At 61.2% G+C, this 14,929-nt stretch carries 15 protein-coding genes; 5 read left to right on the top strand and 10 right to left on the bottom strand.

Annotated elements, in window-relative coordinates; all coding sequences use genetic code 11:
• The first annotated feature begins 43 nt into the window (after positions 1-43).
• From NIT7645_RS13315 to NIT7645_RS13305, 3 genes are all read left to right on the top strand, one after another.
• Positions 44-583 (top strand): adenine phosphoribosyltransferase, encoded by a 540-nt coding sequence (locus NIT7645_RS13315; RefSeq protein WP_008563170.1) that lies wholly within the window; start codon positions 44-46, stop codon positions 581-583.
• A 218-nt stretch (positions 584-801) separates the two neighbouring features.
• Positions 802-1,278, top strand: a complete 477-nt coding sequence (locus NIT7645_RS13310) for a fasciclin domain-containing protein (protein ID WP_008560065.1) — start codon at positions 802-804, stop codon at positions 1,276-1,278.
• A 237-nt stretch (positions 1,279-1,515) separates the two neighbouring features.
• Complete coding sequence (locus NIT7645_RS13305) at positions 1,516-2,736, top strand: MFS transporter (RefSeq protein ID WP_008559648.1); 1,221 nt, start codon at positions 1,516-1,518, stop codon at positions 2,734-2,736.
• A gap of 16 nt (positions 2,737-2,752) precedes the next feature.
• Here NIT7645_RS13305 and NIT7645_RS13300 read toward each other — a convergent pair whose 3' ends face one another.
• From NIT7645_RS13300 to coxB, 10 genes are all read right to left on the bottom strand, one after another.
• Positions 2,753-4,177, bottom strand: coding sequence for an FAD-binding oxidoreductase (locus NIT7645_RS13300; protein ID WP_008561107.1), 1,425 nt, complete (start codon positions 4,175-4,177; stop codon positions 2,753-2,755).
• A 76-nt stretch (positions 4,178-4,253) separates the two neighbouring features.
• On the bottom strand, positions 4,254-4,844 hold the full coding sequence (locus NIT7645_RS13295) for a GNAT family N-acetyltransferase (protein ID WP_008562154.1): 591 nt from the start codon (positions 4,842-4,844) through the stop codon (positions 4,254-4,256).
• Positions 4,844-6,106, bottom strand: a complete 1,263-nt coding sequence (locus NIT7645_RS13290) for a M16 family metallopeptidase (RefSeq protein WP_046210740.1) — start codon at positions 6,104-6,106, stop codon at positions 4,844-4,846. The genes NIT7645_RS13295 and NIT7645_RS13290 overlap by 1 nt, the downstream gene beginning before the upstream one ends.
• Positions 6,103-7,491: a threonine synthase gene (gene thrC / locus NIT7645_RS13285; RefSeq protein ID WP_008562237.1), complete on the bottom strand. Its 1,389-nt coding sequence runs from the start codon at positions 7,489-7,491 to the stop codon at positions 6,103-6,105. Before thrC ends, NIT7645_RS13290 begins: the two co-directional genes overlap by 4 nt.
• A gap of 4 nt (positions 7,492-7,495) precedes the next feature.
• Positions 7,496-8,167, bottom strand: coding sequence for an SURF1 family protein (locus NIT7645_RS13280; RefSeq protein ID WP_008560400.1), 672 nt, complete (start codon positions 8,165-8,167; stop codon positions 7,496-7,498).
• 117 nt (positions 8,168-8,284) lie between these two features.
• Positions 8,285-9,100, bottom strand: coding sequence for a cytochrome c oxidase subunit 3 (locus tag NIT7645_RS13275; RefSeq protein WP_008559790.1), 816 nt, complete (start codon positions 9,098-9,100; stop codon positions 8,285-8,287).
• Positions 9,101-9,123: 23 nt separating this feature from the next.
• On the bottom strand, positions 9,124-9,711 hold the full coding sequence (locus NIT7645_RS13270) for a cytochrome c oxidase assembly protein (RefSeq protein ID WP_008561815.1): 588 nt from the start codon (positions 9,709-9,711) through the stop codon (positions 9,124-9,126).
• Positions 9,711-9,893 (bottom strand): cytochrome c oxidase system small membrane protein, encoded by a 183-nt coding sequence (locus NIT7645_RS13265; RefSeq protein WP_037302546.1) that lies wholly within the window; start codon positions 9,891-9,893, stop codon positions 9,711-9,713. The genes NIT7645_RS13270 and NIT7645_RS13265 overlap by 1 nt, the downstream gene beginning before the upstream one ends.
• A 1-nt stretch (position 9,894) precedes the next feature.
• Complete coding sequence (gene cyoE, locus NIT7645_RS13260) at positions 9,895-10,836, bottom strand: heme o synthase (RefSeq protein ID WP_008560518.1); 942 nt, start codon at positions 10,834-10,836, stop codon at positions 9,895-9,897.
• Between the two features lie 146 nt (positions 10,837-10,982).
• Positions 10,983-11,822 (bottom strand): cytochrome c oxidase subunit II, encoded by an 840-nt coding sequence (gene coxB / locus NIT7645_RS13255; protein ID WP_008559214.1) that lies wholly within the window; start codon positions 11,820-11,822, stop codon positions 10,983-10,985.
• A 195-nt stretch (positions 11,823-12,017) separates the two neighbouring features.
• On the opposite strand from coxB, the gene tldD reads away from it, so the two are divergent.
• On the top strand, positions 12,018-13,439 hold the full coding sequence (tldD, locus tag NIT7645_RS13250; protein WP_008561715.1) for a metalloprotease TldD: 1,422 nt from the start codon (positions 12,018-12,020) through the stop codon (positions 13,437-13,439).
• Between the two features lie 270 nt (positions 13,440-13,709).
• The gene (gene dprA / locus NIT7645_RS13245; RefSeq protein ID WP_037302547.1) at positions 13,710-14,903 is read left to right on the top strand and encodes a DNA-processing protein DprA; all 1,194 of its coding nucleotides are present in this window, start codon (positions 13,710-13,712) and stop codon (positions 14,901-14,903) included.
• Positions 14,904-14,929: the final 26 nt, after the last annotated feature.

Genomic DNA, 14,929 nt, shown 5'->3' with positions numbered 1-14,929 from the left:
CCTGTGGTCGGCCTTAGTGACGACCTAGACGAGGGAGGCCACAATGGCCCGCAAAACCGCTGTCAAAGACTACATCCGCACCATTGTGGATTTCCCCCACGAAGGCATCATGTTCCGCGATGTCACCACCCTGTTTGCCGATCCGCGCGGCTTTCGCATGGCGATCGACCAGATGCTGCACCCCTATGCGGGCGAGCAGATCGACAAGGTTGTGGGGCTTGAGGCACGTGGTTTCATCCTCGGCGGCGCCATTGCCCACCAGCTGAGCGTCGGCTTTGTGCCGATCCGCAAAAAGGGCAAGCTGCCCGGCACCACCATCAGCCAGGAATACAAGCTGGAGTACGGCGAGGCGATCATGGAGATCCATGACGACGCGATCCAGCCCGGTGAAAAGGTTCTGGTGGTGGATGATCTTCTGGCGACCGGCGGCACCGCTGCGGCGGGGATCAAGCTGATCGAACGTCTGGGCGGCGAGATCGTGTCCTGCGCCTTCATCATCGACTTGCCGGAACTTGGTGGCCGCAAGGTGCTCGAAGATCTGGGGATGGACGTCACCGTTCTGTGTGAATTCGAAGGCGCCTAAGCTGCCTGGATCCGTGTTTTTCTGACCCGGATCACGGAAAGAGACAGCGTATTTATCACATAAATGTGAGTGGATTTTCCAAGGGCGCGCGGCTTAGGTCGCGCGCCTTTTTCGTCAATTGCCGACTGGCGAAAACCCGCCAGATCCAAACTGCATCCCTCTGCGTAACCCCGACATTGCCTGATTGGGCAACATCACAGCGACAGAGGAATGAACATATGATCCGCAAGACCGTACTGAGCGCCGTAGCCACCGTGGCCTTCTCCACCGCCGCATTTGCAGGTGGCCATGCCAAGGACATCGTCGACACCGCCGTCGGCGCGGGTGATTTCACCACGCTGGTTGCAGCTGTCGAGGCAGCAGGGCTCGTTGACACTCTGAAGGGCGATGGCCCGTTCACCGTATTTGCCCCGACCGACGCCGCCTTTGCTGCGCTGCCCGAGGGCACCGTCGAGACCCTGCTGAAGCCCGAAAACAAAGACCAGCTGGTCGCAATCCTGACCTACCACGTCGTGCCGGGTAAGGTCATGTCCACCGACCTCAGCGACGATATGAAGGCAGCCACTGTCCAAGGTGGTGAGATCACGATCGATCTGGATAATGGCGTGATGGTTGACGAAGCCACCGTCGTGACCGCCGATATCGAAGCAGACAACGGTGTGATCCACGTGATCGACAAGGTCATCATGCCCTAACACAAGACAGAGCTGCTGCCTTCGCCCGGGGGCAGCAGCCTGACGACACCTGATGTAGTGGTTGGATTTTTCCATATTTTTCTCAACCAGTTGTCAGGTCTGTCGGCGTCGGCAGCGGTGCCCTACACGCCGCTGCCGATATAGATTGCAAAGGTAATCCGGCGGATTGCGAATTTCCCCTCCTGGTTGCGCCAGATTATCGTTGCAGCATGTCGGCCCTGCGCCTAGCGTGCCGACATGCAACTCGCCCATCGCCTTGACAGCAGCTATGCCTGGACCCGCCTTGCGGTCACACTTGCCATCGCCACGGTGGCCAATGTCGGCATGTGGGCTGTCATTGTGGTGATGCCCGCGCTCGAGGCCGAGTTTCAGGCCGATCGCGCCACCGCATCCATGCCCTATACGCTCACCATGGTGGGCTTTGCCCTTGGCAATCTGCTGATCGGTCGGCTGGTCGACCGTTTTGGGATTACCATAGCCTTGATTGCCGCCGCACTGCTGAGCGCTGCCAGCTATGGGCTGGCGATGCTGGCGCCGAATATGGTCTGGCTGTCGGCAGCGCATCTTTTGTTGGGGCTGGGCACGGCGGCGGGGTTTGGTCCGCTGATTGCGGATATCTCTCATTGGTTTCAGCGCAGGCGCGGCATTGCCGTCGCCCTGGTCGCAAGCGGCAACTATCTGTCCGGGGCCATCTGGCCGACCGCGCTGGCAGATATGCTGGCCGACAGCGGCTGGCGCAGCGTCTATGCAACCTTGGCGCTGGTGACGCTGGTCACGGTCATTCCGTTGTCGCTGATCCTGCGGCGGCGGGTGTCTGCGGCAGAGCAAAGCGCCAGCGCGGCCGCCTCGGCCGGGAATGCCGCGCGCTCCGGGCTGTCGGCGCGCCAGCTGCAATGGGTGCTGGGCCTTGCGGGGATCGGCTGCTGTATTGCGATGGCAATGCCACAGGTGCATATCGTCGCCTACTGCGTCGGGCTGGGATACGGGCCCGCGGTCGGGGCAGAGATGCTGTCTCTCATGCTGCTTGGCGGGGTGGTCAGCCGGATTATCTCGGGCTTGGTGGCCGACCGCTTTGGGGGGGTAAAGACCCTGCTGGTTGGCTCTATCCTTCAGTGTATCGCGCTGTTCCTGTACCTGCCCTATGACGGGATGGTCTCGCTGTATCTTGTCAGCGCGGTCTTTGGACTGGCCCAAGGGGGCATTGTGCCGAGCTATGCGCTGGTGGTGCGCGAGTATATGCCGCCGCATGAGGCCGGGGCGCGGGTGGGTTTCGTCATGATGATGACGATTGTCGGCATGGCGCTGGGGGGCTGGATGTCCGGCTGGATCTATGACGTCAGCGGCTCTTATCAGCTGGCCTTTGTGAACGGGATCCTGTGGAACGGGATCAACATCATCATCATGGTCCTGCTTTTGATGCGCAGCCGCCCTGCCAGACGCAACGCGCAGATGGCCTGAGCCGTATTGCGGCGGCTCAGCGTCCAGCGGGCACAACTGCGCCGGGGTTCATGATGCCGTGTGGGTCCAGCGCCTGTTTGATCGCCTGCATCGCGGCCAGTTTGACCGGATCGCCGTAGCGCTCCAGATCCCCGACCTTGAGCCGACCGACGCCGTGTTCCGCACTGACGGACCCCTGCATTTCATGAGTGAGATCGTGAACGGTGCGTTTCACGTCGCTGCGCAGATGCTCGTAGGCGCTGCGGTCTTTGCCCTGCGCGGGAAAGACGTTGTAGTGCAGATTGCCATCTCCAAGATGCCCAAAGCAATTGATCCGCAGATCGCCAAGCGCCGCGATCCGCTTGCCCCCTTCGACGATGAATTCCGGAATTCGGGAGATCGGGATCGAGATATCATGACTGGACACAGAGCCAATCCGGCGATTGGCCTCTGGGATGTGTTCGCGGACCGCCCACAGGGCCTCTCGCTGGGCCTCGGATTGGGCGATCACCCCATCATCGCTCAGCCCGGCCTCATAGGCACCTTCAAACAGCGCTGCCAGCTCATCCTGCGGCGCGCGCCCCTTGGGCAGGCCCAGATCCACCAGCACGCACCATTCCGGCAGATCATCAAACGGAAGCCGCAGATCCGGCAGCGTTTCGCGCAGAAAGGCAAGCCCCTGTCGGTGGATCAGTTCAAAGGCGCTGATTGTCTCGCCCAGCTGGTCGCGGGCCAGTGCCAGCAGATCAATTGCCGCCGCAGGTGAGCTAACGGAGAGGATCGCGGTGCCCTGCTCTGCCGGGATCGCAGAGAGTTTCAGCGCGGCAGCGGTAATGATGCCCAGCGTGCCCTCGGCCCCGATCAGCAGGTTGCGCAGATCGTAACCGGTGTTGTCCTTGCGCAAGCGGCTGAGGCCATGCCAGATCTCACCATTGGGCAGCACCGCCTCAAGACCCAGACACAGATCCCGCGCATTGCCGTAGCGCAGCACATTCACACCGCCAGCATTGGTGGCGAGGGTTCCGCCGATCCGTGCCGTTCCTTCGGCAGCGAGCGACAGCGGGAACAAACGCCCCGCCTCTTGTGCGGCGGCTTGCACATCAGCAAGGACCATGCCGGCCTCGACGGTCATCACGTTTTCCTGGGGGTAGATCCCGCGCAGGGCAGTCATCCGTTCCAGCGAAATCACCAGCGGAAGCGGGCCATCCGCTTCCATGATCTGACCGCCGACAAGACCGGTGCCGCCACCGTAAGGGACAACTGCGACGCGGGCGTCATGGGCGGCGCGCACAAGGGTTGCGACCTCCTGCGTGGTGCGCGGCATAGCGATTGCGGCGGCCTGGCCATTGTAGCGGCCTCTTGGCTCTTCCAGGTAGCGGGGCTCGGGCGCGCGCAGCGTGCCCTCTGGCAATTGCAGGCGCAGCTTGTCGAGGAATGCGGTGTCGGCAGGGGTCAGTGTCATGTCAGCTATCCCTTTTGTTCCGGGGCCTTGAATATGGGCGGCCCCGGTGTTCACCGGCAGCAACCAAGGCAGTCTGTCAGGCTTGCCCAACCTGGGTCCGGCCCCGCCGGTCGTGGCGCAGAGATGCATATAGCACGTGGGTCCGCCATCGCCCGTTGATTTGCAAATAAGACTGGGCCACGCCCTCGTATTTGAAGCCCGCGCTTTCCAAAAGCCCCCGCGAGGCCGCGTTTTCCGGCAGGCAGGCGGCCTCGATGCGGCTGAGGTCCAGCTTGGTGAACGCGTGGTGGACCATCGCGCCAATGGCCTCTCGCATATAGCCGTTGCGCGCATAGGGCAGACCGGTCCAGTAGCCGAGCGTCCCGGCCTGCGCCGGGCCACGACGGATATTGTCGAGCGTGATCGCACCCACAAGCGCCTGATCGGAGCGACGGACCAGAAACATAGGCAGCGCCGACCCTGAGCTGACGGCCCGGCGCGCCCAATAGACACGGTTGGTAAAACTTTTGCGACTGAGATGATCGGGCGCCCAGCTCGGCTCCCACGGGGTCAGATAGCTCTCGCTGTGCTGGCGCAGCGCCGCCCATTCGCGGAAATCCGCATGAATCGGCGGCCTGAGGGTCAGGCGCTCGGTCTCGATACGTACCTTGCGACCGGTCAGCAACATCAGGCGGCGCGCCTCTCCTGCAATGCCTCCAGACGGGCAGCATCCCCTACCGGACCGTAAAGCGCCAGCGCCATCGGGGCCTCATGTGCCATAGCCTGCGCCATCGCGCGCACATCAGCGGTGGTCACGGCGTCGATGCGGGCAACCGTTTCCTCAAGCGGCGGCACCTTGTCCCAGATCTGCACCAGCCGGGCCAGACGTTCGGCGCGGTTGGTCGGGCTTTCCAGCCCCATCAACATCCCCGCCTTCATCTGGGCGCGGGCGCGATCAACCTCGGCATCGCTCATGTCGTCTGCCGCGCGCTTCATCTCGTCGATGGTGATCTGGGCGAGCTGATCCAGCTGCGCGCCAGAGGTGCCGGCATAAAGCGTCAGCGCGCCGGTATCGGCGTAGGCGCCGGTCTGGGCAAAGATCGTGTAGCAAAGCCCGCGCTTTTCGCGCACCTCCTGGAACAGGCGGCTCGACATGCCGCCCCCCAGCGCGCTGGAATAGATCTGCGCCGTATAGATGTCATCGTCACGGTATCCCGGCCCTTCGAAAGCCAGCGCGATATGGGCCTGCTCCAGCGCCTTTTCGTGCCGGGCCTCACCACCGGTAAACCGTGCCGGGGCTACCTCGAACAGGGGTTTCGGGCGCATGTGACCAAACAGGTCTTCGGCCAGTTTGACAATCGCGTCGTGATCCACGGCACCAGAGGCTGCGAGGATCATCTGACCGGGGCCGTAATGTTCGGCCACGAAGCCTTCCAGATCCGCGCGCCCAAATGCACGCACCCGCTCCGCCGGGCCAAGAATGGTCCGCCCGATGGGCTGGTCATGATAGCTCTCTTCCTGCAGCCAGTCGAAGATCACGTCATCAGGCGTATCCAGCGCCTGACCGATCTCCTGCAGGATGACACCGCGCTCGATCTCGATTTCGCGTTGATCGAAAATCGGGTTCAGAACGATATCAGCCACAACATCCATCGCCAGCGGCACGTCGTCCTTGAGAACGCGGGCATAATAAGCGGTTACTTCGCGGCTGGTGTAGGCGTTGATATATCCGCCCACATCCTCGATCGCTTCGGCAATCTCCAGCGCGCTGCGACGCTTGGTGCCTTTGAACGCCATATGCTCAAGAAAATGGGCAATACCGTTCTGTTCGATCCGCTCGTGCCGCCCGCCAGCCGTCACCCACAGGCCGATCGCTGCGGATTGCAGCCCCGGCATGGTTTCAGTGACGACGCGGAACCCGTTGGCGAGTTGGTGCTGTTTGACTGTCAATTCGCGATCTGCTCTCTGATGTGGCTTTCAAGCGCGGCAAGATCGTTGGCGATCCGCGTCACGCGCTCTGGTTTGTCATACAGATCTGCCATGCGCGGGGGAAGAGGCGGATGCACGTCGCTGGCGGCCTCGACCGCAGCGGGGAATTTCGCCGGATGCGCGGTGGCAAGAGTGACCATCGGCACGGCAGGATCGCGCAGTTCGTTGGCGACTTTGACACCAATGGCGCTGTGCGGACACAGCAGTTCGCCCGACGCCTTGTACTCAGATGCGATGGTGGCAGAGGTTTCCTCTTCCGAGCAGCGGCCGGAGACATAGTGCTCCTGCAGGGCTTGCATGGCACCCTGGCTGACCTCGAAACCACCGGATTTCAGCTCTTCCATCAGCTGAGCCACGGCTGCGCCATCCTGATTGTAGGCATAGAAAAGCGCGCGTTCAAAGTTCGAGGACACCTGAATGTCCATCGACGGAGAGATCGACGGGATGGTGTCGCCCTTGTGATAGCCCTGCCCGCTCAGGCAGCGGTGCAGAATGTCGTTCTGATTGGTCGCCACCACCAGCTTGTCAATCGGCAGGCCCATCTGCTTGGCGATAAAGCCCGCAAAGATATCACCAAAGTTGCCGGTCGGTACGGTAAAGCTCAGCTTGCGCTCTGGCGCGCCGAGGGAGACCGCAGAGAAGAAGTAGTAAACCACCTGCGCCAGAACGCGGGCAAAGTTGATGGAGTTCACGCCGGCCAGCTTGACCTCGTCGCGGAAGTCGAAATCGTTGAACATGTCCTTGAGCGCAGCCTGGCAATCATCGAAATCGCCATCGACGGCCAGGGCGTGCACATTCGCATCGCTCGGCGTGGTCATCTGGCGGCGCTGCACCTCGGAGACGCGCCCGTGCGGGTAGAGGATGAACACATTCACCGCTTCCAGCCCGCCAAAGGCCTGGATCGCCGCAGACCCGGTATCGCCAGAGGTTGCCCCCACGATGGTCACGCTGTCGCCGCGCCGTTTCAGCGCGGTTTCAAACAACTGCCCGATCAGCTGCATGGCGAAATCCTTGAACGCCAGCGTCGGGCCGTGGAACAGCTCCATCAGGAAATGGTTGGGCGCCAGCTGCACCATCGGCGCGCGTGCGGCGTGGCCAAAGCTTTCGTAGGCGCGGCCGATGATGGCGCGGAATTCATCATCGCTGAAGCAATCACCGATGAAGGGGCGCATCACACGAAACGCGACCTCTTCGTAAGACAGACCCGCCAGCGCCGCGATCTCGTCCTTGGACATGGTCGGGATTTCTGCCGGCACATAAAGACCGCCATCACGGGCAAGGCCAGTCAGCATGGCTTCTTCAAAGGTCAGCTCGGGCGCCTGGCCCCGGGTCGAGATATATTTCATCGCTTCAGCCTTCGGATTTTGGGCGCGAGCGCCACAGGAAATAGGTGGTCATGGCGGCCCAGATCAGGGCCAGCGAAAACCAGGTGATCGCGTATTGCAAGTGATTGTTCTGAATACCCGCTGTTGTCACAGGCTGGGCGGTGATCCCGGCCGCTGCGCTGTCGCGGGCCACGATCAGAACGGGCTCTGTGCCCAGCTTGTCCGACATATAGGCAATGTCGCGGGCATAGAGGATATTGGCGGCGGTATCAGGCTCTGGTGTGGTCCAGTCACCTTCGTCCGGCCACAGGAGGTTTCCGGTCACGGTGGCACCACCGATGGGGCGGTCTTCGGCCTTGGCGGCGGACGGAATAAAACCACGGTCCAACAACACCCGGCGGCCATCTTCGGTCACGAAGGGGGCGATGACGCGATAGCCCGTCTCCGCCGCTTTGGTGACCCAGAAAACATGCAGTTCACCCGGTTCGATCTCGCCGTTTACACGGACGGCACGATAGCGGTCCGTGGTCTCGCTGGGTGCGTCGGGCAAGGCAACCGGTGCCGCCGCGATGCGGGTCTCGATCGTTTGCAGCAGCTCGCCCTTCCACGCCAGTCGCTGGATCTGCCAGACCCCGAGCGACACCAGCGCCGCTAGGCCCAGACCGCCAACAAGGGAAAGAAAGATCAACCGCCGCATACCGCTGTCCTTGCGAATGAGAAAGCGCGCGGAGCATGGCTCCGCGCGCTGCATGTCTTACGGGGTCAGGTCAGGATTTGGAACCAAAAACCTGTGCCCCGTACAATTTGAAAAGGCTTAGTGGGCCAGGCCCGCGGTGCCCCAGATGTAGACCGCCACGAAGAGGAACAGCCACACCACGTCAACAAAGTGCCAGTACCAAGCTGCCGCTTCGAAACCGACGTGCTGCTTCGGCGTGAAATCACCCTTCATCGCGCGGATGAGGCAGACAGTCAGGAAGATGGTGCCGATGATCACGTGGAAGCCGTGGAAGCCGGTTGCCATGAAGAAGTTCGAGTAGAACTCATCACCGCCGAACTGCCAGCCTTCGTGCAGCAGGTGGTAGTATTCGTAACCCTGCAGGAAGGTGAAGAACACGCCCAGAACGATACCGATGGCCAGGCCCTGGATCAGCGCCTTGCGGTCGTTGTTGTGGACCAGCGCGTGGTGCGCCCAGGTCACCGCACAGCCGGACAGCAGCAGGACCAGAGTGTTGATCAGCGGCAGGTGGAATGCGTCAACCGGGTAGATCTCCGGTGCGACATATTCGGTGCCGACATAGGTCTCCATCGGGTAGATGGCGTGCTTGAAGAACGACCAGAACCACGCGAAGAAGAACATGACTTCGGACATCACGAAGAGGATGAAGCCATAGCGCAGACCGATGCGGACAACCGGGGTGTGATCGCCCTGACGGGCCTCTACCACAACTTCGGCCCACCAGGCATAGGCGCTGTAAAGCACCATGACAAAGCCGCCCCAGAAAGCCCATGCGGTGACGCCGTGCATCCACAGAACCGCACCGAACAGCATGATGAAGGTACCGACGGAGCTGAGCAGCGGCCAGATCGACGGCGGAAGAATATGATAGTCGTGATTTTTAGCGTGCGCCATTTAAGTGTCCCTCACCTAGCGGCCTAGTTCGTGATTGTGTCTGCCCCGGCTTTATCACCGGTCTCGAGGGCCGCATAGCCTTCGGGCAGATCGATTTCATAGAATGTGTACGACAGCGTGATCGTATGCACGTATTTTCCATCGCGATCCTCAACAATTTCAGGATCCACGAAGAAGGTTACGGGCATTTCAACCCGCTCACCCGGTTGCAGCACCTGCTCTTCGAAGCAGAAGCATGCGATCTTGTCAAAGTAGCCACCGGCGGAATAGGGCGTCACGTTATAGGACGCCTGCCCGGCTACGGGGCGGTCTGTGGGATTGTAGGCCTCGTAAAAGGCCAGACCGGTCTCGCCGATCTTGATTTCCATCTCGCGCACCTTGGGGGTGAATTCCCAGGGCATGCCGCGTTCCTTGGATGCGTCGAAACGCACTGTGATGGTCTTGTCCAGAATGGTGTCAGAGCCCTGGGATGCGACACCTGTCACACCGCCAAAGCCAGTCACACGGCAGAACCAGTCGTAGAACGGAACCGACGCCCAGGAGAGCGCCCCCATCACCACGACGACGCCAACCAACTGAACAACGGTTTTCTGCGGTCCTTGCAAAGCCATCAGTTTTGCCCCTCTGTCTGTTGCACATCCGAGGAGGTGTTGGGGAACTTGAAGCCTGCCGATGTGACCTTGACGATGGTCAAGGCCAGAACCAGCACCACGAAAGAAGCCAACAGGACACCGACGCCCACGTTGCGACCCTTGCGGCGCTGGTGCAGCTCATGCTCTTTGCGCAAGCTCATGTTACCAGCCTCCCAGGCCATAGGGCTTCAGCACGGCCTCAGCGAGGATCGCACCGAAGTGAAGGAAAAGGTACAGCAGCGACAGCTTGAAGAAGCTGCGCTCGACCTTGAAATTGTCCGCCTCGCTGTCGTTCTCGTCGCGGCGCGAAATTTTCCACGCGCCGTGCAGGAACAGGGCGTTCAGCACAACAGCAACGGCCAGGTAAATCGGGCCACCCACGCCAGAGAAGGCGGTGCCAACAGCCAGGAGCGCCAGCAGGATGGTGTAAATCAGGATATGTTTACGGGTTGCCGGGCGGCCGTGGGTCACGGTCAGCATCGGCACACCGGCATCGTCGTAATCAGAGCGCATGAACAGCGCCAGCGCCCAGAAATGGGGCGGTGTCCACATGAAGGTCAGGGCAAACATCAGCCAGGGTTCGATTGCCATCGAACCGGTCGCTGCGATCCAGCCGATCACCGGCGGGAATGCACCAGCCGCGCCACCGATCACGATGTTCTGCGGCGTCGCCCGTTTCAGCCACATGGTATAGATCACCACGTAAAAGAAGATGGTGAAGGCCAGAAAGGCCCCGGCAAAGATATTCGTTGCCAGCGCCAGCATGATCACGGACATGCCCGACAGCGCCAGTCCCAGCGACAGGGCTTCACCCGGTTCGACCTTGCCTGCGGGGATCGGACGCGACTTGGTGCGTTTCATCACCTGATCGATATCCGCATCCCACCACATGTTCAGCGCACCGGATGCACCGCCGCCGATGGCAATGAACAGGATTGCGCAAAAGCCCACAACGGGATGCACGGCCACCGGCGCGGCCAGCAGGCCAACAAGCGCCGTAAACACCACAAGGGACATGACACGCGGTTTCAGCAGGGCAAAGTAGTCCCCGAACTCCGCGTCCCCTTCCCGGACGGTGCTTGCATTGATGCTTGCGTCAGTCATCGCTCACTCTCTGGGTCACTCTGTGGTCGTGATCACGACGTGAATTGGCTTATCGAAATCGGGCGCGCGGTTGAGGCGCACCCAGTTTCTGTGTTCACGAGATAGCTAGCTGGCGCCTACCCCGGGGCAAGCGCCGGTCGTATCGCTTAGTTGGAGGCGACCTGGTAGGAGCGCGGGATACCTGCGTATTCCTCGATCGCGCCGTCCAGCCACTCCTGGTAGGCTTCTTCGCTGACCACTTTGACGGTGATCGGCATGTAGGCGTGGTCCTTGCCGCAAAGTTCGGAGCACTGACCGAAGTAGATGCCTTCCTTCTCTGCTTTGAACCACAGCTCTGCCAGACGGCCGGGAACGGCGTCCTGCTTCACACCAAAGGCCGGGATGGTCCAGGAGTGGATCACGTCCGCGCCAGTCACCTGCATCACGACGGTCTTGCCAACAGGCACGACAACGGCGGTATCGGTTGCCAGCAGGTATTCGTCTTCGGCATAGCCGTTTGCTGCCAGGTCTTCCTTGGCGAGCATGAAGCTCTCAAAGCCGAATTCGTGGTCGGTGTACTCATAGCCCCAGTACCACTGGTAGCCTGTCACCTTGATGTTGATGTCGCCCTCGGGGATCTCCTGCTGGCGGAACAGCTCCGGCAGCGAGAAGGAACCGATGAAAACCAGGATCAGGATCGGCACAACGGTCCAGGCGATTTCGATCGGGGTGTTGTGGGTAAAGGACGCCGCGGTCGGGTTCGCACGGCGGTTAAAGCGCACGATCGCGTAAAGCAGCAGCGCACCAACGAATACACACACGGCGGTGATGATCACCAGGATCATGTTGTCCAGAGTGTGGATGCCTTCAGCGAGTTCGGTCGCCGCCGGCTGGAAGCCAAGGCCGCCATCGACCGGCTTACCAATGGTTTCCAGACCTTCTTGCGCCATTGCTGGAAGGCTCGAAAGGCCAGTGAAAAGGCCTGAAAGCATCAAAGCGTTCTTCATGTCATGTCCTGATCGGTTGATCGAGTTGTTCCTGTGCCGACGTCGCCCTGGTGGAAAAATTTGATTCCACAAAACGCACCGGACCCGTTGTCTTTGACGCTGCTAAAAATCATATTCCATCGTGCAGTTAAAGAGGAATGCTCGCGTCAAAGCGTCGCTTTCTTGATTTAGATCAAAAAAACTGAGGTCAAAACCATGGATACCGCAGCCTTCCGGCCCTTTGAAACCACCCTGCCCGAGGATGAGGCGCTGGGGGTGCTGCGTCAGGCGCTTGCTGGTGCCGACGACGGAGAGATCTTTGTTGAGCGGCGCAAATCCGAAGCACTGGTGTTCGATGATGGTCGGCTGCGCAGCGCCAACTATGACGCTGCCGAGGGGTTTGGCCTGCGGGCCGTGAATGGCGAAGTGGCCGGTTATGCCCACTCGACCGACGTATCAATCGCCGGGCTGAAGCGGGCGGCCGAAACCGCGCGTCTTGCGGTTGGCGATGGCGGCGGCACAATGGCGCCGCCTCCGGTGCGCACCAACACACGTCTTTATACTGACGCCGACCCCATCGGGGCGATGCCCTTTGCGGTCAAGGTCGAGACACTGCGCGAAATCGATGCCTTTGCGCGCGACATTGACCCACGTGTGGTTCAGGTGACGGCCATGCTTGCGGCCTCCCTTCAGGAGGTTGAGATCCTGCGCGCCGACGGAACACGCGTGCGAGATGTGCGCCCCATGACCCGGCTCAATGTCTCTGTCATCGTGGAACAGGACGGACGCCGCGAGAGCGGCTCTGCCGGCGGTGGCGGGCGTGTTGGGCTGGATGGTCTGGTCGATCCCGCCGACTGGCAGGGAAAGGTGCGCGAAGCCCTGCGCATTGCCTGTGTGAACCTGGATGCAGTGCCCGCGCCAGCCGGAGAGATGGATGTGGTGCTTGGCCCCGGCTGGCCCGGTATTCTTTTGCACGAAGCCATCGGTCATGGGCTTGAGGGCGATTTCAACCGCAAGGGATCTTCTGCCTTTGCGGGGCTGATGGGCCAGCAGATCGCTGCCAAGGGCGTGACAGTGCTGGATGACGGCACCATCCCCGACCGTCGCGGCTCTATCACTGTCGATGACGAGGGCACACCGAGCCAGAAAACCACCCTCATCGAGGACGGCAAATTGGTCGGTTTCATGCAGGACCGCCAGAATGCCCGCCTGATGGGAGTGGAAAGCACCGGAAATGGACGACGTGAAAGCTATGCCCACGCCCCCATGCCGCGGATGACCAACACTTATATGTTAGGGGGCGACGCGAACCCCGACGATCTGGTGGCCTCGATCAAGGATGGGATCTGGGCCGTTGGCTTTGGCGGCGGTCAGGTCGACATCACCAATGGCAAATTCGTGTTTTCTTGCACAGAAGCCTATCGGGTGAAGGACGGCAAGATCGGCGCGCCGGTCAAAGGCGCGACATTGATCGGCGACGGCGCAACCGCGCTGCACCAGATCCGCGCGCTTGGCAACGACATGGCACTGGATCCCGGCATGGGCAATTGCGGCAAGCAAGGCCAGTGGGTGCCGGTGGGCGTTGGCCAACCAAGCGTATTGATGGGCGGCCTGACGGTTGGGGGATCAGCGACCTGACCGCGATCTGAACAGCCAAAACCCGGAATCGCCGCCGACTCGCCCCGCCCGAGTCGGCGGTTTTTTAACATTTGAGGGCGAGTCGGCAGCAGTTTTCGCCACAGCCCCCAAGGCCGGGTGACCCGACACGCTCCGCTTGATGAAAATTTGTCTATATAATTTAGGATGTTAGTTTTCAGTTTGAGAAAAGCTTTCATCAAACCCGCCCCGTTCATCAACTGTTAACCACCAAAAAGGTAATCATAATCCTGCAACAAGGCGGAGCGCAGGATGACCGAAGAAGCACTTTCTTCCACTCACCCCCCACTCCCACCCACCACGGAAGATTTGCGGATATCTTGCCTCCGTCTGTTGCGCTCCAGAAAGGTTGGTGCGGTGACCTATCACCGTCTGATCGCCAAACATGGGTCAGTGCAGAACGCATTGTCCGCGTTGCCCGAAATGGCACGCGCCGCTGGCATTCAAGGGTATGAAATATGCTCTGCCGATGCGGCAATAGCCGAAATAAAGGCCGCAGAAGCCGCCAATGCGCGGCTTCTGTGCTTTCATGACGCTGACTACCCCTCTCTTCTCAAGGATCTGCGCGACGCTCCGCCCCTGATGTGGGCTGTGGGCGATACCTCTGTTCTGGCCCGGCCCACCATTGCCATTGTCGGGGCGCGCAATGCCTCTTCTCTCGGGATCCGGATGGCGCGGGCATTGGCCAGAGACCTGGCAGAGGCCGGATATACCGTGATCTCCGGGCTGGCGCGCGGGATTGATACCGCAGCCCACGTGGCCTCTGTCGGCTCCGGTACCTGCGCGGTCATGGCTGGTGGTGTTGATGTGATCTACCCGGCCGAAAATCTGCAACTTGCCCGCGACATTGCAGATCAAGGGCTGTTGCTGTCCGAACACCCCCCCGGCATGTCACCGCAGGCCCGCCACTTTCCCGCCCGCAATCGCATTATTGCAGGCGCCGCACAGGCGGTCGTGGTTGTGGAAGGGGCGGCAAAATCCGGCTCTCTCATCACTGCGCGCGATGCGCTGGATCTCGGCCGCGAGGTTCTGGCGGTTCCCGGTCACCCCTTTGATGCCCGCGCAGCCGGATGCAACATGCTGATCCGCGATGGCGCGCAGCTGGTCCGCAGCGCCGATGATGTCATCGCAGCCCTGCCCCCGATGGATCATTGCCCGGTGGTCACGGCCCCGCACCCCGCCTCCTTGCCTGATGTGACAAACACCACCGCGCCACCGGACCTGCCGCCGCCTCCATCGGAGCAGCGCAGCCTGCAGGAAACCGCCGCCCTGCATCAGGAGATCCTGGACCGGCTTGGCCCCTCGCCCCTGACGGAAGACCAGCTGCTTCGGGACTTGTCACTGGCCGCCAAGGACTTGTCACCGGTTCTGACTGATCTGGAGCTCTCCGGCGACATCACCCGCCAACCCGGCGGCATGTTGATCCGGGGCGACTTTGGCCGCTAGCTGCCTTGCCCCCGCCCGCCGAATTG

The organism is Phaeobacter italicus, assembly GCF_001258055.1.
GTDB classification, from domain to species: Bacteria; Pseudomonadota; Alphaproteobacteria; order Rhodobacterales; family Rhodobacteraceae; genus Phaeobacter; species Phaeobacter italicus.
This window is presented reverse-complemented; position numbering and strand designations above follow the sequence as displayed.